The organism is Persephonella marina EX-H1 (assembly GCF_000021565.1).
GTDB lineage: Bacteria > Aquificota > Aquificia > Aquificales > Hydrogenothermaceae > Persephonella > Persephonella marina.
In genome coordinates, this window is record NC_012440.1 from 853,101 (window position 1) to 877,082 (window position 23,982).

Sequence of the window (23,982 nt, forward strand, 5' to 3'; positions counted from 1 at the left end):
TGCAATTTTCTATCTTTTTTTCAGGAGATAAAATACTTTACTGCAGAACTCAAGGTCAGATGTGAGTTTTAGAGCCTGATTAAGATTATTTCCTATAACAAAACTCCCATGTTTCTTAACTATCACGATTTTTTTATTCTGATTTTTGAAGGTTTCTGAAAGTTTTTCAGCAAGTTCTTTAGAACCACTTGGTTTTTCAACGTCGAGAATAGGGACCTCCCCTACAAAAAGCTTTCCTTCATTGTCTACAGGTACAAAAATATTTTCTGTTAAAAAACTTATCACAACTGCATGAACAGGATGTGCATGGATTACAGCTTTAGCCTCTGTATTTTTGTATATCTCCCTGTGAACTATAAGCTCGCTTGATGCTATCCTGTCCTTTACAGTTTCGTAAAATATAGGAAGTTTTACTATATCATCTTCTTTAAGGTAGCCAAGCATACTCCCTGTCTTTGTTATATAAAGGTGGTCACCTTCTCTGACTGATATATTCCCTGCATGACTGTTTACCAGTCCCTCCCTGTAAAGAACTTCCCCTGTAAATATTATCTCTTTAATGATCTCTCCATTCATATCTATTTCCCTTCAATGTGCTGTGATATTTCTATTTTATGACATTTCTCATTTGATAAAAATCATAAAATAGAGCTGATTTTTCAGGTATCTTTTTCACAGATTTTAAAACAAAAATAAAAAACAGGAGGAAAATACATGGCTACAACAGTAACATTAAAAGGAAACGCAGTTGCACTGGCAGGTCCAGAAATTAATGTTGGAGACAGAGCTCCTGAAGCTGTGGTGGTAGCTTCAGACCTTTCAGAAAAAACAATAGGTGGAGCTACAGGAAAGACTCAGGTTATCATTACAGTCCCTTCACTTGACACACCTGTCTGTGAGGCTGAAACTAAAAAGTTCAACGACATTCTGGCAGGACTTGATGTTGATGTAACAGTTGTCTCAATGGATCTTCCATTTGCTGAGAAAAGATTCTGTGAGTCTTTTAACATAGGAAATATCACTGTAGCATCTGATTTCAGATACAGAGATATGGAAAAGTACGGTGTTCTTATAGCTGAAGGTGCTTTAAAGGGAATTTTAGCAAGAGCTGTATTTGTTGTTAACGGTGAAGGAAAGGTTGTTTACAAACAGATCGTTCCTGAGATAACAGAAGAACCAAACTACGATGATGTTTTAGCCTGCTTAAAATCTTTATAAAATCTGTAGGGGCTCTCAAGCCCCTTCTCACTTATAATCATAGACAGAATGTAAATAAAAAATAAAAACCCTGCTAGATAAACCACAGAGTAAAAAAGGAACTCTACTTTATTAATGTTTCCAGTAATCAGTATGAATAGATCCTTCTGGCTCAAAATCAGATATACAGATCTCAGATATATTAAAAGTTGAACAATAAAAATCAAAATCAGGTAATACCTGTTAAATATGAAACTGTCTGTTAGATAATATATTTTGTAAAGCCTGTCTTCTGAATCGGATAGTGATATTAAAATCTGCTTCAAGCTTATAATCTTCCTGAAATTCAGGTATACAATCAGTGTTATAAGACTTACTATAACCGGAAATGTTTTTATAAAATCTGTAAGATTTACCGGAAGTTTACCTATTGGTGAATCTATTGTACTTAACTTTCTTTTCAGACTCTCTTCATGTAGATTAACCTCATTGATCTTTTCTTTGAGTTTATCGGCTTTTATCCTTTCTCTATCGAGATATCCTCTGAACCGATCAAGGTAATCTTTAATTTCTTCCAGGAATATCCTGACGGTCTGTTTGAAACTGGATGAGATTTTCTCAGCTATCACACTCCTATCTTCAATTATGAGATCATAATCTTTCCAGAAATTTTCATCAAGGGATCTGTAGTAACTCTCAAAAGATCTGAATGTGGAGTTATAAATTTTTAAAAGATTTTTCGAGTCTATACCGATTTCCATAGAGGTTCTGTTTAGAGGTCTTATTATCTCCTCATCCGCCATCTTGAACATATTTCTGTACCATTTATCAACATACCATAGAACAGCCTCTTTAACCCCTGAAAGATGTTTGAAATACTCGTAGTCTTCTTCTGTGATACCGGGATCAGGTGGTTCCCTATTCTCCGATCCAAAGTATTCCTTGAAATCAATGATGGCACCTGCAAGTTCGTAAGGAAATATATCAATTCTGTTTTCAAGATCCTCGTAGGAAATAACAGATCTTGATATGGTTTTCTGAAGTTTTTTTATCTTTTTTTCAAGTTTCTCAACCTCAGTAAGCTGAATCTTAAGGGTTATTTCAAGTGATCTTTTCTGGGACTGGTATGAGAAGTAAGGTTCAAGTATGTATACATATCCAAAAACGGCAAAGAAAAGCCCTCCAATAAGAATTTTATTGTATCTTCTTCTTGATTCAATAAACTCTTTAAAAAAGAAGCTGAAGAGATCTGACATAACAATACCTTAAAATTTGACACGGGAGGCAGATAGAGTGCTGTATTTTTAATTAATATAAATCCTGGTGTATTTTTTTAAACCTTCTTTTTTATCTCACTTTCAAGATCCTCATTATTCTTTAATATCTGGATCAGCCTATCTTCATCAAAATTGTCTGATACTTTTTTCTTTGTTTTAAGATCGTAGATAAAAAAGATCTCATTTCCGTAACTTCCGATTACATAATCTGACTTTCCTATTACGGCTCCTGCAATAACTGATGACTTGAAATCATCTGTCAGTTTTTCACCAGTATTGATGTTGTAAAGGGCATAATAACCATCTCTTTTCCCCCAGAAATAACAGCTTTCTCCCGTTAAGGCTCCCCTGTCTCTTATCTTATCAAACCACTCAGTTTTCCTGCCTTCAAGGGTGAATAACGCCTCTTTCCCTTCTTCTGTTACCCTGAAAAATCCTGACTGTCCCTTAACAAGTCCAAGGGGAGAGATCCAGTCGTGGTATTCTGTAACCTGTTCACCTGTAATTCCATTGAAGATAGCCCATTTAACCCTGTTTAGATATCTTAATGGATCTTTTTTATCCTTTATTTTTTCTTTCGTTCCTATAAGGAACTCAGACTCTCCTTTCAGATACCCTGAATTAAGTATCCATCCAAGCTTTAAAGTTTTTGTTGCCGTTTCTATATATATGAAACAGTCCTTTTCTATTACTCTCATTTATATCTCCCTGTTGTATAATTTTTGAACTAAATTCAAACATCTAATTAAAGGAAGTTGTATGACAAATTTAATAGACAGAGTTTCATTTAATGATTGTTTTGATAGGATTCTTGATCTGTTTTATATGGAAACAGGTATTGTATTTAAAACTAAAAGGGATATAGCAAAGAGAAAGATTGATACTTTTCTTAGAAAACAGGGATTCAGAGACTGCAGTTCTTTTTTAAAAGCCCTTGAGGATAGCGATAATCTGATGCAGAAACTCATAGATTTTCTCACTGTTAATGAGACATACTTTTTTAGAGAGAAACATCATTTTGAGATCATCTATGATCTTTTGAAAGATAAAAAGAAACCTGTAAGAATACTTTCAATTCCTTCTTCATCTGGTGAGGAGGTTTACTCACTTTTAATATTCTTACTTGAGAAAGGGGTTGATCCATCAAATTTTGAGATAGTAGGGGCTGATATTAACAGAGAAGCTGTTGAGAAGGCGAAAAAGGGTGTTTTTTCATTTAGAAGCATGATGAATGTTGATGAAAGTGTGCTGGACAGGTATTTTGAGCGTGTTGACGGTAATGTATACAGGATAAAGGATATTTATAAGAGATATGTCAGTTTTTTAAATATAAATCTTTTTTCTGATAGAATCTTTACACTTGGTAAGTTTGATTTTATTCTTTGTAGAAATCTGTTTATATATTTCAGTGAGGAGTACAAACAGAAGGCTATGGATATTTTTTATAAACTTTTAAAGGATGATGGAGTCCTTATTCTGGGGCACGCTGATACGGTGAGAGAGTTTAAAAATTTTAAAAGGGAGTTTAATAAGGGAAGTTACATATACAAAAAACTAGAGAGGGAAGAAGATGTTGGATAAAAGTTACCTTGAAAAATGGGATAAGGAGTACTTCTGGCATCCTTTTACACAGATGAAGATTTATAGAGAAGAGGAAAATGTTATCGTTGAGCGTGGAGAGGGCGTTTATGTATATGATATACATGGAAATAGATATCTTGATGGCGTATCTTCCCTTTGGTGTAATGTTCACGGACATAACCACCCGAAACTAAATCAGGCATTGATAGATCAGGTTAACAGGATAGCCCACTTTACAACACTGGGAGCATCAAATGTTCCTGCTGTTGTCTTTGCCAAAAACCTTATTGATATAGCCCCACCAAAGTTGAGAAAGGTTTTTTACAGTGAGGATGGTGCTGAGGCTATGGAGATAGCGATAAAGATAGCATACCATTACTGGCATAATAAGGGAGAGTTTCAGAGAAATAAGTTTGTAACCCTTTCTGAGGCATACCATGGTGATACTATCGGGAGTGTAAGTGTTGGGGGTATAAATATATTTCATGAGAAGTACAGACCTCTTCTTTTTGATGTTTACAAGATGCCGTCACCTTACCTTGAGGCTGTTAAGAAAGCTGGAAGGGAAAAGGCCCTTGAGTATGACACAACAAAACTGCTTATTGAGGAGGTTGAGGAGTTTATATTCAAAAATCATCAGGAGATAGCAGGATTTGTTCTGGAAGGTGGTGTTCAGGGAGCTGCTGGAATACTGCCGTTTCCTAAAGGTTATCTTAAGGAGATAAGAAGGATATGTGATGAGTATAACATACTTATGATTGTGGATGAGGTTGCTACCGGATTTGGAAGATCAGGCTATATGTTTGCCTGTGAGAAGGAAGGTATTGAGCCTGATATTATGGCTTTAGGAAAAGGTATAACGGGTGGCTATCTCCCACTTGCTGCAACACTGGTCACAGATGAGATATTCAACGAGTTTTTAGGTGAGTTTGGAGAGGCTAAACATTTTTACCACGGACATACTTATACAGGAAATCCTCTTGCCTGCAGTGTTGCTATAGCAAATCTTGAGGTTTTTGAAGAGGAACAGACACTGAAAAAACTACAGCCAAAGATAAAACTTCTTGAAGAGAGATTAAAAGAGTTCTGGGACCTGAAACATGTTGGTGATGTAAGACAGTACGGATTTATGGCTGGTATAGAGCTTGTCAGGGATAGAAAAAGTATGGAGCCTTTCCCCTATGGAGAGAGAACAGGCTTCAAGGTGGCAGGAGAGATGTTAAAAAGGGGAATATGGGTAAGACCCCTTGGCGATGTAATGGTTATAATGCCACCCCTTGTTATAACGGAAGACCAGCTCAACTACTTTTTAGACAGTCTTAAAGAAAGTATTAAGGCTGTTACAGAGGTATAATTAAGCTTCTTCTATAAACTCCCTTAACTGTTTTGGGAGTTCAGCTTCCACATCTTTTATTTCACCATCTGAAACATGTCTTTTTATAACCCTTATAACAGCCTTTATAGCCTCTTTTGCATGCTGCTCATTTCCAAGATCTCTTGCTGCTGTTCTTCTATCCTCTTCCATTACTGCGTGGATAAGATCTTCCACATGCTTGATAGACTTATCAGGGCTTTCTGTAATTCTCCAGCCATCAACAGCTATAGCCTTTATACACATCGGTAGCTGTGCAAGAAGGTCCAGAAACTCCTCAGGAGTTAATCTTCTTCTTAAGGCGTGTAAGACAGCTCTTAGAATTCTTCCTGCTCTGTCTTTATCTCCGGGAACTCCAAGTTCCTCAGCAAGCTCTTTTAAAAACAGATTTCCGTTTGCAACGTATTTCTCAAAGTTCATCTCTGAACCCTCCTTGTTATATTATTTTTTCTAATTTTAAATATATGAATGGAATGTACTTAATTCAATAACGAAATATGTTTTATATCTCCGTTAATCTTATGTTAATTTTCCAGATTGATTTAAACGAAAAAATTTTATAGATTGTATATTCCCTTCCAAAAAATTTTTGAGGTAACGGAATGTCAGGAGATTTTGTCCATTTACATCTACACACCCATTACTCACTGTTAGACGGTGCAATCAAGATTCCCGAGCTTGCACAGAAAGCTGTTGAGTACGGATATAAAGCTGTTGGGATGACAGATCACGGAAATATATTCGGGGCTGTCCAGTTCTACCAGGAGATGAAGAAGGTAGGGATAAAGCCTATCATAGGTATGGAGGCATACTTCACATCTAACAGGTTTGAGAAAAAAGGGAAGGGATCAGAGGATATACTTTCTGATAAAAACTACCATCTTATACTACACGCAAAGGACAAAACAGGATTTAAAAACCTTATGAAGCTTTCATCACTGGCTTATACAGAAGGTTTCTATTACAAACCGAGAATAGACTGGGAACTGCTTGAAAGATACCATGAGGGACTTATATGCCAGACTGCATGTCTGAAAGGTTTTATCCCCCATCTACTATCACAGGGAAAGTTTGATGAGGCATACCAGCAGGCAAAAAGGTTAAAGGATATATTTGGTGATGATCTTTACTTTGAGATCCAGATAAACGGTCTTCCAGAACAGGAAGTTGCAAATAAAGGGATAATTGAGCTTGCCAGAAAGTTAGGTGTCAAGATAGTTGCGACAAATGATTCACACTACCTCAATCCTGAAGATCAGAAAGCCCATGATGTTATTAAAGCTCTCCAGATGAAAAAAACTGTAGCAGAGCTTAAAAAGGAAGGAAAGGTATTTCAGGTAACAGGTCTTCATTTCACAAAACCTGAAGAGATGTACAGAAAGTTCAAAGGGTATGAGGAAGCATTAAGAAATACAGTTGAGATAGCTGAGAAATGTAATGTTGAGATTGAAACAGCTGACACAAGAGGCTATCTTTTCCCAAAGTACCAGATACCTGGACTTGACAGGGAGGCAACTGAAGAAGAGAAGGTTGAGTACTTTGAGAAATTATCATGGGAAGGTCTTGAGAGAAGATTATCAGAAAAGAAAGATCTTCCAAAATCAAAAATTGAGGAGTACAGGGAGAGATTAAGGTATGAGATAGATGTTATAAAACAGATGGGTTTCCCTGAATACTTCCTTATTGTTCAGGATTTTATCAACTATGCTAAGAAAAATGGCATCCCTGTTGGCCCCGCAAGGGGAAGTGCGGCAGGTTCTTTGGTCGCATACACACTTGGGATAACAGATGTTGATCCATTACAGCACGGCCTTATCTTTGAAAGATTTCTCAATCCTGACAGGATATCAATGCCAGATATTGATGTTGATTTCTGTATGGAGAACAGAGGAAAGGTTATTGAGTATGTTAAAGAGAAGTACGGTGAGCAGTCTGTTGCACAGATTATCACTTACAACTTTATGAAATCCAAGATGGTTATAAGGGATGTTGCCCGTGCCCTTGGATTTTCATATTCAGAGGCTGACAGAATAGCAAAGATGATACTTCCAGGTCCCGTTCAGGGCTCAACACTGACTATAGATGAGAATCTTGAGGCTAATCCTGAGTTCAGAAAGCTTTATGAGACAGATGAGAAGGTTAGGGAGCTTATTGATCTTGCAAGGAAGTTAGAGGGCCTGGCAAGACATACAGGTATTCATGCTGCAGGTGTCGTTATTGCTCCAGGTCCACTTGATGAGTTTGTTCCTGTATATGTTGATAAGGATGGAACTAAAGCAACACAGTTTGATATGAACACACTTGAGACACTTGGTCTTGTCAAGATGGACTTTTTAGGTCTGAAAACGTTAACAGAACTGAACTATATGAAAAATCTTATCAAAGAAAGACATGGTATAGATATAAACTTCCATAAGCTTCCTATAGATGACCAGAATGTTTACAGACTACTACAGTCAGGAAAAACAACAGGTGTTTTCCAGCTTGAATCAAAGGGTATGCAGGATCTTTTAGTAAGACTTAAGCCTGATAAGTTTGATGAGATCATAGCTATACTTGCGTTATTCAGACCTGGACCTTTAATGTCAGGAATGGTTGATGATTTTATAGACAGAAAGCACGGTAGAAAGCCTGTTGAGTATCCTTTTGAAGAGGTTAAGGAGATACTTGAAGAGACCTACGGGCTTTGTCTGACTGGGGATACGCTGATAACGATGGCAGATGGAAGCAGAAAAACTATAAAAGAGATCGTTGAAAACGATCTTATTGATGAAGAGATCCTTACCCTAGACCTTTCAGACAACGGACTCAAAAAGGGAAAGATAACCCACTGCTTTGACAACGGTATAAAAGACGTTTATAAGATAACCCTCCAGAATGGCCTTGAAATAAAGGCAACAGCAGACCATAAATTTCTTACACCTTTTGGCTGGAAAACGGTGAGAGAGTTACAGGCGGAAAAGGACCTGCTTGCAGTTCCTGTTAATGTGGATGTAGAAGGAGAAGAATCTGATGAGGACAAGTTAAGAGTTTTAGCCTATTTACTTGCAGATGGCTATTTAGCAAAAAGCTCCATAAGTTTTGTAAACAAAGATAAAACACTGATAGAAGCTTTTAAAGTATCTGTAGAAAGGGCCTTTGATAATGTAAGTTTCAAAGAGTTTTTAAGGGCAAGGGATGTATGGAATATATATATTGTGAGTAAAGAAAGAAACAGATACCACAGCAATCCATTAATAAACTGGTTTAAAGAACTTGGTCTATTCCACAAAAAATCAGAGGAGAAGTTTATACCCGAGTTTGTATTTAAACTGAATAAAGAAAGTATAAGTAAGTTTTTAGCCTACTACTGGGACTGTGATGGCTATATAGGAGAAAAACTGGCCCACATCAAAACGATATCAAAGGACCTGGCTTATGGACTTTATTACCTTCTTTTAAGACTTGGTATCAAGGCTAATATTTATAAATCCTACTACGACGACAAAACCTCATACCAGGTAACGGTTTATGACCTTAAAAACTTTAAAAAGTATATCCTTCCACATATGATTTCACAAAAAGCCAGAAATTTAACCAGAGAGGTATCAGATAACTCTTTCTATCTAAAAGATATTGCATTAGAAAAAGTAAAAGCATTCTGCGAAGAAAATGGAATTTCCCAGAGAGAGTTTTCCAGACTTACAGGAATTCAAAGAAACAACTTCTTTAACGGAAAACAGCAGTTTATCAAGAGCAGTGTAATAGAGAAAATCGCACCTGTTATTGAAGATGAAGAGCTTTTAAAACTTATGGATGGGGATATAGGATTTGTTCCTATAAGAGAAATAGAGTATGCGGGAAAAGAGCATGTTTATGACATAGAAGTAGAAGGAACCCACAACTTTATAGCAAACAACATTATTTCCCACAACTGTATTTACCAGGAACAGATAATGTTCATGGCCAATATCCTCTCAGGATTTACAATGGCAGAAGCTGACACACTCAGAAAGGCTATAGGTAAGAAAAAAGCTGATGTTATGGCAAAGATGAAGGACAGATTTATATCAGGAGCTGTTGAAAGGGGATTTGATAAAGTTAAGATAGAGAAACTGTGGGATGATATAGAGAAGTTTGCATCTTACTCATTTAATAAATCGCACTCAACAGCATATGCGTATCTTACTTACTGGACTGCATACATAAAAACGTACTATCCTGAAGAGTTTTTCGCCGTTAAACTCTCCATAGAGAATAACGACAACAAGTTTTTAAACCTTCTACTTGATATGGAAGATTTTGGTATAAAGCTACTTCCACCGGATATTAACAGAAGCAGGTCAAACTTCAGTATAGAGGATAAAGGTAAGATAAGGTTTGGTCTTTCAAGGATAAAAAATGTTGGTGAACAGTCTGCAAAACTCATAGTTGAGGAAAGGGAAAGGAATGGGGATTACAAGGATATCTTTGATATTGCTGAGAGGATGGATTCAAAAGCTTTAAATAAAAGAGTTCTTGAGGCACTTATAAAGGCAGGTGCCTTTGATTTTTCAGGTGTTGACAGAGGTGTAATGCTTGCATCTGTTGACAGAGCCTTATCGGCAGGACAGAAAGCAAGAGAGAAAAAAGCATCAGGTCAGAACTCCCTTTTCGGACTTATGCCCCAGATTGAAGACGGTAACGGGTTTGCTTATGAGAATGCAGAACCGATATCAGAGAAGGAAAAACTTAACTTTGAAAAAGAGGTGTTAGGTTTCTATATCTCAGGGCATCCATTAAACGCATACAAAAAAGAGCTTCAGGGGTATGTTATCAAGATTAACTCCCTTGCTGAAAGGAAAACAGGAGATAAGGTGAGAATAGCAGGTGTTATATCCGATATAAAGAAGAAAAAGACAAGATCTGGAAGTACAATGGCTATTCTCACCGTTCAGGATGAGACAGGGATTTTAGATGTGAGGGTATTTACCGAAAAGATGGAAGACACATCATTCTTGGAAGAAGACAGGATTGTAATAATTGAAGGAACTGTAGAAATAAGTGAGGAACAGGAGAGGATATCAATGAACGCGTTATCTGTTGAACCTATAGAAAATATAAATAAACAGGTGAGAACTGTTAAGTTCAGACTCCCAAAAGAAAAAGCTCTGAATGGGGTTGCATTAAAGATAAGGGAGATATGTGAAAAGTACAGAGGCGACAAAGAAGTTATTATTGAGGTTTTTGAGGAAGGAAAGTTTTTCTGTGAGATAGCTGTTCACTCAGACTACTACGTTGATATAAATGACAGTTTTAAACAGGAGATATCAAATGTTCTGTCTCCTGATGAGTACTTTTTTGAGTGATCGGCTATCTTCCGTTATGTATGAGATTTAGGAACTCGTTTCTTGTTTTTTCATCTTCCATAAACGCACCTGTTAGCTTGCTCGTTATGGTGTATGAAGTTGGGTTTTTAACACCTCTCATTGACATACACAGGTGCTCGGCCTCAAGAACCACAGCAACACCTTTTGGACTTAACTCTTTCTCAAGAAATTCTGCTATCTGTGCCGTCAGTCTTTCCTGAACCTGAGGTCTGTACGCAAACTTGTTAACAACCCTTACGAGCTTTGAAAGTCCACACACCTTCTTTTCAGGTATGTAAGCTATGTGGGCTTTTCCGAAAAAAGGAAGGAGATGGTGTTCGCAGAATGAGTAGAACTGTATGTCTCTCACAACAACCATCTCATTATAATCACCTATATCTTCAAAAACTGTCATATTAAAGTTTTCGTAGGATTTAAACTCTTCCCACAGTCTCACTATTCTGTCAGGGGTTTCCTTTAAACCTTCCCTGTCCGGATCCTCTCCGATAGCTTCAAGAAAAAGTCTGATAGATCTTTTTAATTTTTCCCTGTCAATACTCAACTTATCACTCCTCTAAAAGTCTCATACATTCAACTTTCATACATCTGTCAACCACAACATTATATCCTTCACTGCTAAGCTCTTCCACAACCTGATTGTTAACAGTTCCTGGCTGAAACCAGAATGTTTTAAACCCTTTTTCTTTAGCCTCTCTGGCCACATCTGGAACATCAGCAGGTCTTCTGAAGATATCAACAATATCTATATCTTCCGGAATTTCCTTAATAGAACTGTAAACTTTCTCTCCAAGTATCTCCTGCCCTGCATACTTGGGATTAACAAGGAAAAGCTTAAAGCCGTACCTTTGTACAACTTCAGAGACAAAATAGCTTGGCTTTGAAGGGTTTGGGGATATTCCTACAACAGCAACATTTTTACTCTCTTTAAGTATTTCTTTAATCTCTTTATCACTATTTATCACAGGCATAACTTAAACCTCCTTCTTTGTAAGAGATGATTAATTTAATAGATACAGGTGTATTCATGTTATGATTTATTTCATAACAGAGCGGAGGTTTATATGAGACCGAAAGTTATATCTCCCCTTATACCTGAAGTTACAGAGATGAAAAAGATGCTGAGAAGGTTAAGTTTGAATACTGTATGTGAAGAGGCATCATGTCCAAATATAGGCGAGTGTTTCAAGAAAAAAACAGCTACATTTATGATTTTAGGTAATATATGTACAAGGGCCTGTCCTTACTGTGATGTTGATTATGGAAAGCCTGAGCCTCCTGATCCTGAGGAACCGCAGAATATAGCTACAGCTGTTAAAAGACTTAAACTGAGGCATGTTGTTATAACATCCGTAACAAGAGATGATCTTCCTGACGGTGGTGCATCCCATTTTGCTGAGGTAGTTAAAGCTGTTAGAAGAACAGCTCCTGAGTGTAGGATAGAAGTTCTTATTCCTGATTTTTCTGGGGATAGAAAATCCCTTGAAAAAGTTGTGGAAGTTAAGCCTGATATAATAAATCATAATATAGAGACTGTTCCACAGCTTTACAAAAAAATAAGACATAAGGGGGATTATAAGAGATCACTTGAGATACTCAGATGGGTTAAGGAGATGGACAGTTCTGTTATAACAAAATCAGGTATCATGGTTGGGCTTGGTGAGAGTGTTGAACAGGTTCTTTCTGTTATGAGAGATCTGGTATCGGTAGGTTGCGATATATTCACTGTGGGACAGTATCTTCAACCTTCTATCCATAACTACCCTGTGAAAAAGTATTATACGGAAGATGAGTTCAGGATGTTTGAGACTGAAGGATACAGGATAGGATTTAAAGAGGTTTACAGCGGTATCCTTGTCAGGAGTTCTTACAACGCATCTGAGGTTTTTGAGAGGCTTATCAGCTGATCCTTTCCTTTATCTCGTTTAGTATTTTCTCAAATCTTATCTCAAGGTTGTCTTTCTCCCTGGTATCTGAAACTATGACGACTGTCTTGAGTGGATCAATTCTCATAAAATAGGCAAGGACAAGCTTTTTACCTATATAAACAGGAACCTCATGCATCTTGTTCATCTCAAAGTTTATTATATTTTCCATTATCTCCCTTAAACCCTGTGAAACCTCAAAGAATAGGGTTTTTGTGTCAGCGTAGGGAGGGTGTACAAAAACAGATGGAAGCTCATTTTCATATATCAGGACAGCTGTTATATGCTTGAAATCGTTCTTTAAAACATCATTTACTACCGCTTTATAATCGGTCATTATTTTCTCCTTATGTTTGCTTTTAAGTTTTTTTGGTATATACTTATATGAGTATTAAAATAAAACAAAAAAGGCAAGAAAGGAAGAAGGATTTTCAAAAATCAGAGGTCAATCGTTCTTTCTTTTTAAATCCAAGGAGGAAATATGTCAGAAGTTATGTTGTCAAAAGAAAATCTCAGTTTCAATGATTTTCAGATCTCAAAGGAAACATTAAATTCCATCAGGAAGATGGGGTTTAAAAAACCTACAGAGGTTCAGGAAAAAACAATCCCTTTAATCTTAGAAGGGAAAGATATTATCGCTCAGGCGCAGACAGGAACAGGAAAAACAGCTGCTTTCGGAATTCCTATAGTTGAAACTGTTAACACAAAGAGCAGAAAAATTCAGGCTCTTGTACTTGTACCAACAAGAGAGCTGGCTATTCAGGTTACAAAGGAGATCAAGGATATAGGAAGAGAAAAAAGGATCTTTGCCCTTGCGGTCTATGGTGGAAAGTCTATAAGACACCAGATAGATTTCTTAAAAAAAGGAAAGGATGTTGTTATAGTTGGAACACCCGGTAGAATAAAGGATCTTATAGAAAGAAAGGTTTTAAATCTGAATGATGTGAAGATATTTGTTCTTGATGAAGCTGACAGAATGCTTGATATGGGTTTTATAGAGGATATAGAGTTCATATTTGAACAGACCCCGCCTGTTAAACAGACACTTCTATTTTCTGCAACAATGCCAAAAGCTATTATGAGGCTTGCTGAGAGATTTTTAAATGATGATTACGAGATTGTAAAGATAAAGCCTGAAGAGGTTACCGTTGATAGAATTAAACAGAAAGCTTACAGGGTTGATACAGGTAAGGAGTTTGAGACATTAACAAAGATACTCAATGAGAACGAAGGTAAAAAGAGTATTGTGTTTACAGAGACAAAAAGAGGAGCTGATGAGCTTTCAAAGAAGTTAAGAAGAGAAGGTTTTAATGCTGATGCTATCCATGGAGATTACTCACAGGCTAAAAGGGAAAGGGTATTAAGGGATTTCAGAAGAAACAGAATAGATATACTGGTTGCTACAGATGTTGCTGCTAGAGGCCTTGATATTAAAGGTGTTGATGTTGTGTATAACTACTCTCTACCAAGAGATGTTGAGAGCTATATTCACAGGATAGGAAGAACAGGCAGAGCAGGAAAAGATGGTCTTGCTATCTCCATAATTTCAACTCTTGAAGACAGACTTTTTGAGATAGTTAAGAAGAAAACAAGATCTGATATTCAGCTTATAAATCTTTCAGATAAACCTATAGAGAAGCTTGAAAGAAGAGATTTTACATCAAACAGAAGAAGAAGATTTTTAAGAAGATAAAAGGAGGGGATCTTCCCCTTCTATAGACTCATAATTTTTTCTTTAAGAAACTCAACAGTTAATCTGAACTTTCTGTCCTTTTCCATATTTTTCTCAACCTTTTCTACCGCGTTTATAACAGTTGAATGATCTTTCTTTTTGAAAGCCTTTGATATCTCACTTAATGATCTATCGGTAAGATATCTTGATAGATACATGGCGATCTGTCTTGCTGTAGCAACCTTTTTCTTCCTTGAGTTACCTAAAAGCTCGTTTATGTTCACGCCAAAGTAATTTGATACCTCCCTCTGTATCTTTTCTATGGAGAGTTCTTCTACCTCTTTTATCTCAAGGATATCCTTGAGAACTTCCCTCGCCATATCAAAGGTGACAGGTCTTCCAAGTATCTCACTGTAAGCTTTCAGCTTGCTGAGAGATCCTTCTAACTCCCTTATATTTGTATTGATCGTTTTTGCTATAAGAAGTATAACGTCATTAGGTAGTTTTATGTTCATATCCCTGGATTTCTTATTTATTATGGATATCTTTGTCTGGAGATCAGGAGCTTTTACCTCAACAACAAGCCCGCTTACAAATCTGCTTTTCAGTCTTTCCTGAAGACCTTTAAGATTTTTTGGAGGTGTATCAGAGGAGAGTATAACCTGTTTACCTATAAGGTGAAGTGCGTTAAATATATGGTAAAGCTCTATCTGCGTTCTCTCCTTTCCTTCAAGGAACTGAACATCATCAATCAGAAGAAGATCAACATCCCTGTATCTTCTTCTGAACTCAAGAACGGAGCCATTCTGCATATAGTAGATAAGCTCGGACATAAATGTGTCAGCTGTGGTGTAAATTATGTTTGCGTCAGGATTTTTTGATAAAACATAATGGGCTGTAGCGTGTAAAAGATGTGTTTTCCCTAATCCTATACCACCGTATATAAATAAAGGGTTATAAATCTTTCCAAGATTTTCTGCAACGGACATACACGCACTGTACGCGATCTTATTACAGTTTCCGACAATGAAGTTTGAGAATACAAACTTTGGATTGAGATTTGTCAGTCTGTACGGTTTTGATTCAACCTTCTGAACAGGCTCATCTATATAAATATCCTCTTCGTCTTCTGATAAAACGAATATCTTTAGATTTTCACCAAAAAGTGAAGATGCTGATATTTTTATTTCGTCAAGGAGGTTGTTTTCAAGCCAGTCTTTATAAACTGGATCTGGGGCTGATATATAAAGCTCTCCATTCCTGTACTCGGCCTTTTCCACACCTTTAAGAAGTTTTAGTGTGGAAGGGTCTAACTTTGATGACATTGAGGACAGGATATTACCCCAGACGTCCAATAATCAACCCCTCCGTATTTCTTTGGTGGATATCCATTATGCTACTGTTGGGGAAAAAAGAAAAGAAAAATTTTCTTTTGATTTGGGAATTTTTTATGGTAAAATTTCAAAGTTTATATTGAGGAATTAAGGCGTTGTATAAGACCCTATAACTACATTTCGTCAAAATCTCTCGGTACTTTAACTTTTAAATCTCTCCTCAATAAATTTCCTTAGAGACTCTCTATCATCAGTTATAACGAAGACCTCCTGAACAGTAGATCCTTTCTTAAGAAGAAGCTTTGCTCCAGATTTTGTATCGTACTGGTATGTAAGTCTCGGATTTCCCGGTTTTCCCTTTGGTGTTGTTTTTATTCTCCCGGGGATCACAGATTTAACAAGCCTGTTCTTTACGAGCTCATTTAAAAGCTGTTCACCCTCTTCAATAATATGATGCTCTTTTTTTATACCCTTCTTTCTGTACTTCATCTTTTAATGGAAAGGGGAGAACTCCCCTTAGAAAGGTTTTTCCGGTACAGATTCCCAGTCTTTTAAGAATCTTTCAATTCCTAAATCTGTTAAAGGATGTTTTACAAGCTGTGCTATCACCTTATAAGGTATAGTTGATATATGGGCTCCTATTAAAGCAGCCTCTAAAACATGCATAGGGTTTCTTATACTTGCAACAATTATCTGTGAGCTGAAACCGTAGTTATCAATGATAGTCTTAATCTGTGATATAAGCTCCATACCTGTATGGCTTATATCGTCAAGTCTTCCTACAAATGGTGATATATAGCTTGCCCCTGCTTTCATGGCAAGTAACGCCTGTGCAGGTGAGAATATTAATGTAACATTTGTTTTAATCCCGTTATACTCAAAGTACTTAACAGCTTTAAGGCCATCAATCGTCATAGGTATCTTTATAACAACATTCTTTCCAAGCTGTGCTAGCATCTCCCCTTCTCTTATCATTCCCTCGTAATCTGTTGATGCAACCTCTAATGAGACAGGTTTGTCAGGAACCTCAGCCAGTATCTCCTTAACAACATCCATAAAAGGTTTTCCTGTTTTTGCAATCAGTGTCGGGTTTGTAGTAACACCGTCAAGGATCTTAAGCTCATTCGCCGCTCTGATCTCTTCTATGTCTGCCGTATCAATGAAAAACTTCATCTACCTACCTCCGTAAAGTCTGTTTATTCTCTTTATCTCATTCAGAAATCTTGATCTTAACCATCTTTTATCAAGCCATTCAATCGGATGAACCTCAAGTCCCTGAACAAGAACTCCAAAATGTAGATGATCACCTACAGCAAGACCTGTAGTATCAGTTATCCCTATATCCATTCCTCTACTAACCTTGTCCCCTTCCTTTACCTTTATCTCAGCAAGGTGGGAGTAAAGTGTGAAAACACCCATTCCATGTTCTATTATTATACTGTTTCCGTATAAACCTAAAAATCCTGTAAACACAACTATTCCATCTTCAGCAGCCTGAACTGTTGCATTTTTTATTGATGCAAAATCCATCCCTTTGTGGTATGCATCTGCTCCTTTTATAAGTTTACCCTTGTACCTGTATTTTCTGTAATCTGCAAATCCACCGAGCATCTTTGAGTTTTTAAGCTGGAGGAAAGGTCTGTGGAATAAGGGTTTTACCTGTGTGACATTTCTTGTTATCTCGTGTATCTGGTCTTCATTCATCTTTCTCACTTCAACATTAACATATCTGAACAGTTCGACAGGATCGGATATCTCCCTGTCTGAAAGTGGTTTTACCTTTGTCTGTATAAACTCATCAGTTATATTTATAACGGATCTTCTGTATTTTACCCTTTTAAAGTAGTATGTAAGTGAGTTTGATGTTCTGTTTCCTGCCCTGTCTTCAGCAAAAACGATTATCGGTTTTTTAACATTCCAGTAATAAGGATAGGGGAATGCACACCCGTATATATTCTCATTTTTAAATATCCCTTTAAAACAGTTAAACTCAAGATCACCTACAGCAACACCTGTTTTGACAACATCAGACGATGCCCTGTAGAATACGAAACCTGTTCCACCGTTCATTATGGTTGCAGGGGAAGAAAGGATAGTAACTGTAGGCGGTGTAAGGTCAATCTGGACCTCAAATGATAGATTTTTTGTGTTTGAAAGGAGAGAACCATCAATCGCAACAACCGATAGCTTTGCCTTGCCCTGTCTTAGGCCGAGCTTTCTTGCGTTTATCTCTATTGAGTAATCTTTTTCTTTAAGCTTAGGTGGGAAATCTGTATCATGGAGTATTTTGATATTCTTATTCTGGATTATATAGACCTGGACCTCCTTTATGCCGGGATTGTTATCCTTGACTTTGAACTTTAGCTTTGATCTCGCACCAAGGTACTCTGGCTTTTTTTCAAAGATAATATCAGGTTCGGTAAAATCAATTATTCCCTGCCAGTAGCTGTAGCCTGCACCTGCTATTGCTACCAGCAGGAGAAAGATTATAAATTTACCCTTCAATTAAACCTCCTTTATACTCCTTCTGATATTCTTTTCTCAATAAAGGTCTTTCTTGCTATATACCTGTTGTAAGCATCAAGGTATGCTTTTACGCTTGCCTCTATAATATCCGTTGATGTTCCCTTTCCTGAGACTGTTGTTCCCTCAAAATCAACTACAGTTCTCACCTCACCCATAGCATCCTTACCTGCACTTAATGATCTTATGGAGTAGTCCTTAAGTCTTCCTGTCATACCAAGGGCTTTTTCTATAGCCTTAAGTGCACTGTCAATAGGTCCGTCTCCACAGGCTGTAGCTGTTATCTCCTTTCCGTCCTTCTCTATCTTTACTGTAGATGAAGGTATAGCACTGTTCCCGCTTAATACATGGAAGTATACAAGTTTTACCTCTTCATATGTTCTGAATAGTTCATCAAATATCAGAGCCTCTATATCCTCATCAAAAACTTCCTTTTTCTTGTCAGCTAGAGCTTTAAACTTTCTGAAAAGTTTATCAACCTCTTCCTCTGAGAGATTTCTGTATCCTAACTCCTCTAACCTTGTTTTAAATGCGTGTCTTCCAGAGTGTTTTCCAAGAACTATCTTGGAAGCTGGTACACCAACATCCTCAGCTCTCATGATCTCGTAGGTCTCCCTGTGGGCAAGGACACCATGCTGGTGTATTCCCGCTTCATGGGCAAAGGCGTTATCTCCAACAATAGCCTTATTTGGCTGGACAAAACTACCCGTTATTCTGCAGAGAAGTCTGCTTGTTTTGTATATCTCCTTTGTGTTTATCTCAGTGTATACATCCTTGAAGTAGTCATGTCTTACCTTTATTGACATCACCACCTCTTCAAGTGCAGCATTCCCTGCCCTTTCTCCAATACCGTTTATGGTTACATGTGCCTGTCTTGCACCTTTCTTAATGGCTGAAAGTGAGTTCGCAACAGCGAGACCCAGATCATTATGACAGTGAACTGAGATTACAGCTTTGTCTATGTTCGGGACGTTGTTTATTATATCTTCTATAAGCTGTCCAAACTCCTCAGGCATAGCATAACCAACGGTGTCAGGTACATTTATCGTTTTTGCTCCTGCATCAATAACAGCCTCAAAGACCTTAAAAAGAAAATCCCTTTCTGATCTGAAAGCATCTTCCGCGGAGAACTCAACATCATCTGTGAAATTCCTTGCAAACTTCACAGCATCAACGGCTCTTTCAAGTACCTGCTCTGGGGTCATCTTAAGTTTGTACTGCATATGTATTGGAGATGTTGCAATAAATGTGTGTATCCTTTTTCTCTCAGCAGGTGCAAGAGCTTCTCCTGCCTTCTCTATATCAGAATGTAGTGATCTTGCAAGTGAGCAAACTGTAGAATCTTTTATCGTTTCTGCGATTGCATTAACAGCCTGAAAATCACCTTCAGATGCCGCCGCAAACCCTGCCTCTATAACATCAACACCTAACTTCTCAAGCTGTTTTGCCATTGTAACCTTTTCTTCAACAGTCATAGAAAATCCTGGTGCCTGTTCACCATCCCTTAAAGTTGTATCAAATATGATCAATCTATTCATAATATCCTCCGTTATCAGTAATAATTCCTGATAAGATAAAGTTAAACATTTATAAAAATTAAGCAATACAAATATTTTAACCTATTTTGAACCTGTTATCTTCAGTGTGTTGTACATACAGAGCATACATCAAAGCTTCTGAGGATCATCTCTGCTTTTAGAGAGCTTTCCAGACCTATAATGGCTTTTTCAGCAGGTGAGTGGTATCTTTCACATCTAGGACCTAAATTCCATGTTGTAGGTGTGATGATCGTGTACTTTTTTATCTTTCCTTTCTCAAGTTCTAACCTGTGTAAGAGTGAACCCCTTGCAGCCTCTATAAGACCTGTTCCCTCACCTTCAAGATTTTCTATCTTTACAGGTGGCTTTATATAAGAGGGCTCTTTAGTATTTATACTCAGAAGATAGCTTTTTAATGTGAGTGCCATCCTTCCTATCTCATCAATCCTTGCCCATATCCTCACAAGATAGCTGTCACCAAATCTTGAGATAAGATCCTGAAAAAGACTGTTTTTTGAAACAGCCTTTCTTGCAAGAGGTCCTGTTTCCATAGGAAGTCCGTCATACCTTACAGCTTTTGCCCATGAGTATCTCTTCCTTGAGAAATCTGTACCATCCTTTGTAAGAAAAGAGTGGCTGTCTACCTCTTTTATTCTTGATGGATCAAACTTACAGCTTCTCTTCTTCTTAACACCTTCCCTGACACAGGGGAGTATAGCATCAACAGTTATAAATCTGTCATAGGCCCTTCCTGTCTTCTCCATACCATTTTTAAATGTAAGTTCAATAAACCTTCTCAGATCTCCTTTATTGATCTTATCCATAAACTGATCAAAACTTTCCACAGAAAGGTAGGTATTTATATCCGTTCCTATGATCTCTTCCTCAAAAAATCTTATAACACTGTCTGTGATTGATATAGCCTCAACAATATCTGTGTTTATAGGGTCTGACATAACACCTCCGGGAACTGCATAAGAGGTGTGGGGCCACTGTCCGGAAAGTATGGATATTATCTTTAAGATCTCATTGCTTATACCGAGGGCTTTTTTCCATTTATCTCCCTTTAAAGGTGTAAAATCTTCAAGAATGTCTTTGTCTTTCTCAAGCTTAAGAAAGTCAGGCATAACAAAAAGGTAAAACCATCTTATATGGTTCTGTATTATCTCAACTGTGTGTGTCACATTTCTTATAAGAGATGCTTTGTAGGAGATATCTATACTGTATCCATTTTTTCTGTAAATATCCTCAAGGGCCTTTACTGTTGCTATAAGATGGGAATGTCCGCATATACCACATATTCTTGGGGTTATAACGAGGGCGTCTAACGGTGGTCTGTTTTCAAGTATAAACTCAAACCCTCTGAAGTTCAGGTTCTGTATAAATGCATCTTTTATTCTTCTGTTTTCCCATATCAGTTTTAACTGGATCTCACCTTCAACCCTGTGAAGAACCTTTCTCTCAATCTTCGGCATCTAATCTGTCTCTTCAAGTTTTTTTGTCAGTCTCTCATTTTTAAATGTTTTTGCAACACCTGTTATCATTATGTACGCTCTTTTTGTTACTCCAAGGGGTATATCCTGTGGAATACCCATATACTTTTTCGTTTCAAGGTAGTTTTCCCTGTAAGGGAAATCAAACTCTGTACATCCAATACAGGGCATACCCGCCCTTGTTTTTGATGATCTTCCATTCCAGAGTATCCTGTTACATGGGGCATGAGTTACAGGACCTCTACAGCCAAGCTCATAGAATAGACAGCCCTCTTTTGTTCCAAACTCTTCAGCCTCAACCTTCCACTCAAAATACTCATTTCTTGTACATCCATCGTGGGAAAGGTACATGTACAGCTCCTTTGGTCTGTTCTGACTGTCAAGTTTAAGATCAAGTCCGTATGATAATGTCAGAACAGTCTTTGTTATCCATTCTGGATGGACAGGACATCCTGTTATATTTATCACAGGATAACCTGATTTAGTTCTGAATTTCTGTGGTAAGAGACCTTTTTTACCGTTCAGTCCAAACTGGATGCCAGTTATCTGGTCAGGATTGTATAAAGCCGGATAGTTACCGTGAACTGCACAGTTTCCAACAGCGATGATATAATCGGCTTTACTTTTAAGTTTATTTATTATGTACTTTATTGAGTACTTTCCTATTCTGTGAAATCTTTTGTTACTTGTTACAGCACCTTCAATAATTAAAAAATCAAGCTTTATCTCATCCCTGTATATACCGTTGAGTATATCCATTATATCTTCAGAATAGCTTATCTCAGGATGCCATAAAAGATTTATCTCACTGAAAAAGTCTGAGACCGTTGGATTTTCACCGCACAGAAAAGACTGGGAGTTTCCACTACATGTTAAACCCTGTATCCATAGGAGATTTTTCATCTTATGTCTTTAAAGCTCTCCATATATTTTCTGCAAGCTCGTCTGAGTACTCAATAGGTTTTTTAGGGAGTATATCCTCACCTTTAAGAAAAACCATACCTCCAAGTGGTCCCATAAGAGTTACAAATGCAGGGAAGAAGTCCTGCTGTCTCAGGTCTCCTTTTTTTGCTCCCTCTTCAAGGAATATCATAAGTTCAGTAACAACCTCACTTACACAGAGAAAACCTTCACACCCTTCCTGAAATACCTCCCTGTTTGCGAGAAAAACCCTCAAAAAGTACTCTATAAGCTCAGGTCTCTCCTCAGATATCTCAAAAAACTTCCTGACTATCCTGTAAACCTTTTCCTTTGTAGTTATATCCTGCTCATTTATCTTTTTTATCTCCTCACCAAGAAGTCTTGATGAGTACTGCATTATGAATTTTGCAAGCTCCTCTTTTGATTTAAAGTAGTTGTAAAGATTACCAACACTCATTCCCATAGCTTCTGCAATATCAGGAATTGTTGTGTTGTAGTATCCCTTTTCAGCAAAGAGCTTGCATGCTACCTTTATTATCTCTTCCTTTCTTTTTTCCCTGATATCCTTCTTTGCCTTAGGCAACTTAAACCCTCTCTGTTAATTTTTTAATATTTTATATTAAAATTTTTATATATTCCTATCGTCCTGAACTATCTCAACGAATATACCGTCAGGATCCCTTATAAAGAAGTATAGTATCCCTGTTCTCCCTTTATTTATTCTGGTATTCTCAGGTACTATCCCGATCTCTGAAAGGAACTTTTTAGCTTTTTGTATATCTTTTACTCTTAAGGCAAAATGCTTCACACCTATAATCTTAAGCTCTTCTTCCAAGCTTTCCCTCTGGTCTGATGAGCTTTCAGTCTCTTTAAATGAGAATATCTCAAGTATGAGATCGTTCAGTTTCATATGGATCACTGTTGTACTGCTATCTGACCATCTGAAAACCTCTTTGAAACCAAAAAGTTTGTAGAAATTTCTGCTTTTTTCAGGATCTTTGACCGTTATTGATACATGGTGTGGTCTGAAAATTACACCTTTCTCAATGCTGTTTTCATCTTCAGGTAGTTTATCCATCTTTCCATTCCTTCACCTGTTTTAGTTGAGATCTGTATAACATCCATCTTGGGATTCAATCTTCTCGCCTCTCCAATAGCCTTTTCAGTATCAAAATCAAAGTAAGGTAAGAGATCTATCTTTGTTATGAGAAGTAGATCTGCTGATCTGAACATCACAGGATACTTTGCAGGTTTGTCATCACCTTCTGGAACTGAAAGAAGAACAACATTTATATGTGTTCCTATATCGTAAGATGCTGGACATACAAGGTTCCCAACATTCTCAACAAAGATGATATCAAGATCTTTTAACGGAAGGTGGTGTATACCTTCATGAACCATAAATGCATCAAGATGGCATGCCTGACCTGTTGTTATCTGGTAAGCAGGTGCACCTTTCTCTTTTATCCTTTCCGCATCTCTATTTGTCTCAAGATCACCTTCTATAACGCCTATCTTTATCTGATCAGAAAGGGTCTCAATAGTCTTTTCAAGTAGTGTTGTTTTTCCCGCACCTGGTGAGCTCATAAGGTTAACAGCCAGAATACCATACCTGTCAAAATGTTCCCTGTTACTCTCAGCCTGTCTGTCGTTCTGATCAAGTATTTTAGTGAGAACCTCTACAGTCTTTTTATCGTGTGTATGATGGTTGTTTTCGTGAGAGTCTGTTATAGAGCATCCGCAGTCTTTACACATATTAATCCTCCGGTGAATGATTGTTCAGTTTAAATATAATACCAGATCT

General features: G+C 37.3%; 23 protein-coding genes. 6 read left to right on the top strand and 17 right to left on the bottom strand.

What is annotated here, in order from left to right; all coding sequences use genetic code 11:
* Window positions 1-9: 9 nt before the first annotated feature.
* A complete protein-coding gene (locus tag PERMA_RS04460) occupies window positions 10-576 on the bottom strand; it encodes a class II aldolase/adducin family protein (RefSeq protein WP_012676158.1) in 567 nt (188 codons plus the stop codon).
* Between the two features lie 138 nt (window positions 577-714).
* Between PERMA_RS04460 and tpx the strand changes: the two genes are divergently transcribed.
* A complete protein-coding gene (gene tpx / locus PERMA_RS04465) occupies window positions 715-1,218 on the top strand; it encodes a thiol peroxidase (RefSeq protein ID WP_012675428.1) in 504 nt (167 codons plus the stop codon).
* Here the strand turns inward: tpx and PERMA_RS04470 are convergent.
* Together PERMA_RS04470 and PERMA_RS04475 are read right to left on the bottom strand one after the other, a co-directional pair.
* Window positions 1,182-2,453, bottom strand: coding sequence for a hypothetical protein (locus tag PERMA_RS04470; protein WP_012676709.1), 1,272 nt, complete (start codon window positions 2,451-2,453; stop codon window positions 1,182-1,184). The genes tpx and PERMA_RS04470 overlap by 37 nt on opposite strands.
* A 77-nt stretch (window positions 2,454-2,530) precedes the next feature.
* A complete protein-coding gene (locus PERMA_RS04475; protein WP_012676944.1) occupies window positions 2,531-3,172 on the bottom strand; it encodes a hypothetical protein in 642 nt (213 codons plus the stop codon).
* A 61-nt stretch (window positions 3,173-3,233) separates the two neighbouring features.
* On the opposite strand from PERMA_RS04475, the gene PERMA_RS04480 reads away from it, so the two are divergent.
* Window positions 3,234-4,055, top strand: a complete 822-nt coding sequence (locus PERMA_RS04480) for a CheR family methyltransferase (protein ID WP_012676690.1) — start codon at window positions 3,234-3,236, stop codon at window positions 4,053-4,055.
* The gene (gene bioA, locus PERMA_RS04485) at window positions 4,045-5,409 is read left to right on the top strand and encodes an adenosylmethionine--8-amino-7-oxononanoate transaminase (protein WP_041530883.1); all 1,365 of its coding nucleotides are present in this window, start codon (window positions 4,045-4,047) and stop codon (window positions 5,407-5,409) included. The genes PERMA_RS04480 and bioA overlap by 11 nt, the downstream gene beginning before the upstream one ends.
* Here the strand turns inward: bioA and PERMA_RS04490 are convergent, their stop codons facing one another.
* Window positions 5,410-5,847: a DUF2267 domain-containing protein gene (locus tag PERMA_RS04490; RefSeq protein ID WP_012676828.1), complete on the bottom strand. Its 438-nt coding sequence runs from the start codon at window positions 5,845-5,847 to the stop codon at window positions 5,410-5,412.
* A 182-nt stretch (window positions 5,848-6,029) separates the two neighbouring features.
* On the opposite strand from PERMA_RS04490, the gene dnaE reads away from it, so the two are divergent.
* Window positions 6,030-10,754 (top strand): DNA polymerase III subunit alpha, encoded by a 4,725-nt coding sequence (dnaE, locus tag PERMA_RS10760; protein WP_012675738.1) that lies wholly within the window; start codon window positions 6,030-6,032, stop codon window positions 10,752-10,754.
* Window positions 10,755-10,758: 4 nt separating this feature from the next.
* On the opposite strand, the gene folE is transcribed toward dnaE, so the two are convergent.
* Window positions 10,759-11,316 carry a GTP cyclohydrolase I FolE gene (folE, locus tag PERMA_RS04500; RefSeq protein WP_012676837.1) on the bottom strand — a complete coding sequence of 186 codons (558 nt, stop codon included), beginning with the start codon at window positions 11,314-11,316 and terminating at the stop codon, window positions 10,759-10,761.
* Between the two features lie 4 nt (window positions 11,317-11,320).
* Window positions 11,321-11,743: a CoA-binding protein gene (locus PERMA_RS04505; RefSeq protein ID WP_012676147.1), complete on the bottom strand. Its 423-nt coding sequence runs from the start codon at window positions 11,741-11,743 to the stop codon at window positions 11,321-11,323.
* Window positions 11,744-11,836: 93 nt separating this feature from the next.
* Here PERMA_RS04505 and lipA point away from each other — a divergent pair, with 93 nt between their 5' ends.
* Window positions 11,837-12,679, top strand: a complete 843-nt coding sequence (gene lipA, locus PERMA_RS04510) for a lipoyl synthase (RefSeq protein WP_012676246.1) — start codon at window positions 11,837-11,839, stop codon at window positions 12,677-12,679.
* Here the strand turns inward: lipA and PERMA_RS04515 are convergent.
* Window positions 12,672-13,034, bottom strand: coding sequence for a hypothetical protein (locus tag PERMA_RS04515; protein ID WP_012676164.1), 363 nt, complete (start codon window positions 13,032-13,034; stop codon window positions 12,672-12,674). The genes lipA and PERMA_RS04515 overlap by 8 nt on opposite strands.
* A gap of 144 nt (window positions 13,035-13,178) precedes the next feature.
* On the opposite strand from PERMA_RS04515, the gene PERMA_RS04520 reads away from it, so the two are divergent.
* Entirely contained in the window at window positions 13,179-14,390 is a 1,212-nt protein-coding gene (locus PERMA_RS04520; protein WP_012675385.1) for a DEAD/DEAH box helicase, read from the top strand.
* 20 nt (window positions 14,391-14,410) lie between these two features.
* Here the strand turns inward: PERMA_RS04520 and dnaA are convergent, their stop codons facing one another.
* The 10 genes from dnaA to hypB all read right to left on the bottom strand — a co-directional run bounded on the left by dnaA (window position 14,411) and on the right by hypB (window position 23,933).
* Entirely contained in the window at window positions 14,411-15,724 is a 1,314-nt protein-coding gene (gene dnaA / locus PERMA_RS04525) for a chromosomal replication initiator protein DnaA (protein ID WP_012676457.1), read from the bottom strand.
* Window positions 15,725-15,904: 180 nt separating this feature from the next.
* Window positions 15,905-16,192 (bottom strand): DUF2103 domain-containing protein, encoded by a 288-nt coding sequence (locus tag PERMA_RS04530; protein ID WP_012676468.1) that lies wholly within the window; start codon window positions 16,190-16,192, stop codon window positions 15,905-15,907.
* Between the two features lie 27 nt (window positions 16,193-16,219).
* Window positions 16,220-16,876 (bottom strand): fructose-6-phosphate aldolase, encoded by a 657-nt coding sequence (gene fsa, locus PERMA_RS04535; protein ID WP_012675488.1) that lies wholly within the window; start codon window positions 16,874-16,876, stop codon window positions 16,220-16,222.
* A complete protein-coding gene (locus tag PERMA_RS04540; RefSeq protein WP_015898903.1) occupies window positions 16,877-18,208 on the bottom strand; it encodes a M23 family metallopeptidase in 1,332 nt (443 codons plus the stop codon). It lies immediately after the preceding gene.
* Between the two features lie 11 nt (window positions 18,209-18,219).
* Window positions 18,220-19,764, bottom strand: a complete 1,545-nt coding sequence (locus tag PERMA_RS04545) for a 2-isopropylmalate synthase (RefSeq protein WP_012675437.1) — start codon at window positions 19,762-19,764, stop codon at window positions 18,220-18,222.
* 101 nt (window positions 19,765-19,865) lie between these two features.
* Entirely contained in the window at window positions 19,866-21,239 is a 1,374-nt protein-coding gene (locus PERMA_RS04550) for a nickel-dependent hydrogenase large subunit (protein ID WP_012676217.1), read from the bottom strand.
* Window positions 21,240-22,160 carry an NADH-quinone oxidoreductase subunit B family protein gene (locus PERMA_RS04555; protein WP_012675681.1) on the bottom strand — a complete coding sequence of 307 codons (921 nt, stop codon included), beginning with the start codon at window positions 22,158-22,160 and terminating at the stop codon, window positions 21,240-21,242.
* Window position 22,161: 1 nt separating this feature from the next.
* On the bottom strand, window positions 22,162-22,761 hold the full coding sequence (locus PERMA_RS04560) for a TetR/AcrR family transcriptional regulator (RefSeq protein ID WP_012675661.1): 600 nt from the start codon (window positions 22,759-22,761) through the stop codon (window positions 22,162-22,164).
* A 45-nt stretch (window positions 22,762-22,806) separates the two neighbouring features.
* Window positions 22,807-23,256, bottom strand: a complete 450-nt coding sequence (locus PERMA_RS04565; protein ID WP_012676491.1) for a VOC family protein — start codon at window positions 23,254-23,256, stop codon at window positions 22,807-22,809.
* A complete protein-coding gene (hypB, locus tag PERMA_RS04570; protein ID WP_015898870.1) occupies window positions 23,211-23,933 on the bottom strand; it encodes a hydrogenase nickel incorporation protein HypB in 723 nt (240 codons plus the stop codon). The genes PERMA_RS04565 and hypB overlap by 46 nt, the downstream gene beginning before the upstream one ends.
* Window positions 23,934-23,982: the final 49 nt, after the last annotated feature.

Bases quoted from the DNA above. Each gene is read 5' to 3' on its own strand.
- PERMA_RS04460 (WP_012676158.1), bottom strand. From the start codon at position 576: ATGAATGGAGAGATCATTAAAGAGATAATATTTACAGGGGAAGTTCTT.
- tpx (WP_012675428.1), top strand. From the start codon at position 715: ATGGCTACAACAGTAACATTAAAAGGAAACGCAGTTGCACTGGCAGGT.
- PERMA_RS04470 (WP_012676709.1), bottom strand. From the start codon at position 2,453: ATGTCAGATCTCTTCAGCTTCTTTTTTAAAGAGTTTATTGAATCAAGA.
- PERMA_RS04475 (WP_012676944.1), bottom strand. From the start codon at position 3,172: ATGAGAGTAATAGAAAAGGACTGTTTCATATATATAGAAACGGCAACA.
- PERMA_RS04480 (WP_012676690.1), top strand. From the start codon at position 3,234: ATGACAAATTTAATAGACAGAGTTTCATTTAATGATTGTTTTGATAGG.
- bioA (WP_041530883.1), top strand. From the start codon at position 4,045: ATGTTGGATAAAAGTTACCTTGAAAAATGGGATAAGGAGTACTTCTGG.
- PERMA_RS04490 (WP_012676828.1), bottom strand. From the start codon at position 5,847: ATGAACTTTGAGAAATACGTTGCAAACGGAAATCTGTTTTTAAAAGAG.
- dnaE (WP_012675738.1), top strand. From the start codon at position 6,030: ATGTCAGGAGATTTTGTCCATTTACATCTACACACCCATTACTCACTG.
- PERMA_RS04505 (WP_012676147.1), bottom strand. From the start codon at position 11,743: ATGCCTGTGATAAATAGTGATAAAGAGATTAAAGAAATACTTAAAGAG.
- lipA (WP_012676246.1), top strand. From the start codon at position 11,837: ATGAGACCGAAAGTTATATCTCCCCTTATACCTGAAGTTACAGAGATG.
- PERMA_RS04515 (WP_012676164.1), bottom strand. From the start codon at position 13,034: ATGACCGATTATAAAGCGGTAGTAAATGATGTTTTAAAGAACGATTTC.
- PERMA_RS04520 (WP_012675385.1), top strand. From the start codon at position 13,179: ATGTCAGAAGTTATGTTGTCAAAAGAAAATCTCAGTTTCAATGATTTT.
- PERMA_RS04530 (WP_012676468.1), bottom strand. From the start codon at position 16,192: ATGAAGTACAGAAAGAAGGGTATAAAAAAAGAGCATCATATTATTGAA.
- fsa (WP_012675488.1), bottom strand. From the start codon at position 16,876: ATGAAGTTTTTCATTGATACGGCAGACATAGAAGAGATCAGAGCGGCG.
- PERMA_RS04545 (WP_012675437.1), bottom strand. From the start codon at position 19,764: ATGAATAGATTGATCATATTTGATACAACTTTAAGGGATGGTGAACAG.
- PERMA_RS04550 (WP_012676217.1), bottom strand. From the start codon at position 21,239: ATGCCGAAGATTGAGAGAAAGGTTCTTCACAGGGTTGAAGGTGAGATC.
- PERMA_RS04555 (WP_012675681.1), bottom strand. From the start codon at position 22,160: ATGAAAAATCTCCTATGGATACAGGGTTTAACATGTAGTGGAAACTCC.
- PERMA_RS04565 (WP_012676491.1), bottom strand. From the start codon at position 23,256: ATGGATAAACTACCTGAAGATGAAAACAGCATTGAGAAAGGTGTAATT.
- hypB (WP_015898870.1), bottom strand. From the start codon at position 23,933: ATGTGTAAAGACTGCGGATGCTCTATAACAGACTCTCACGAAAACAAC.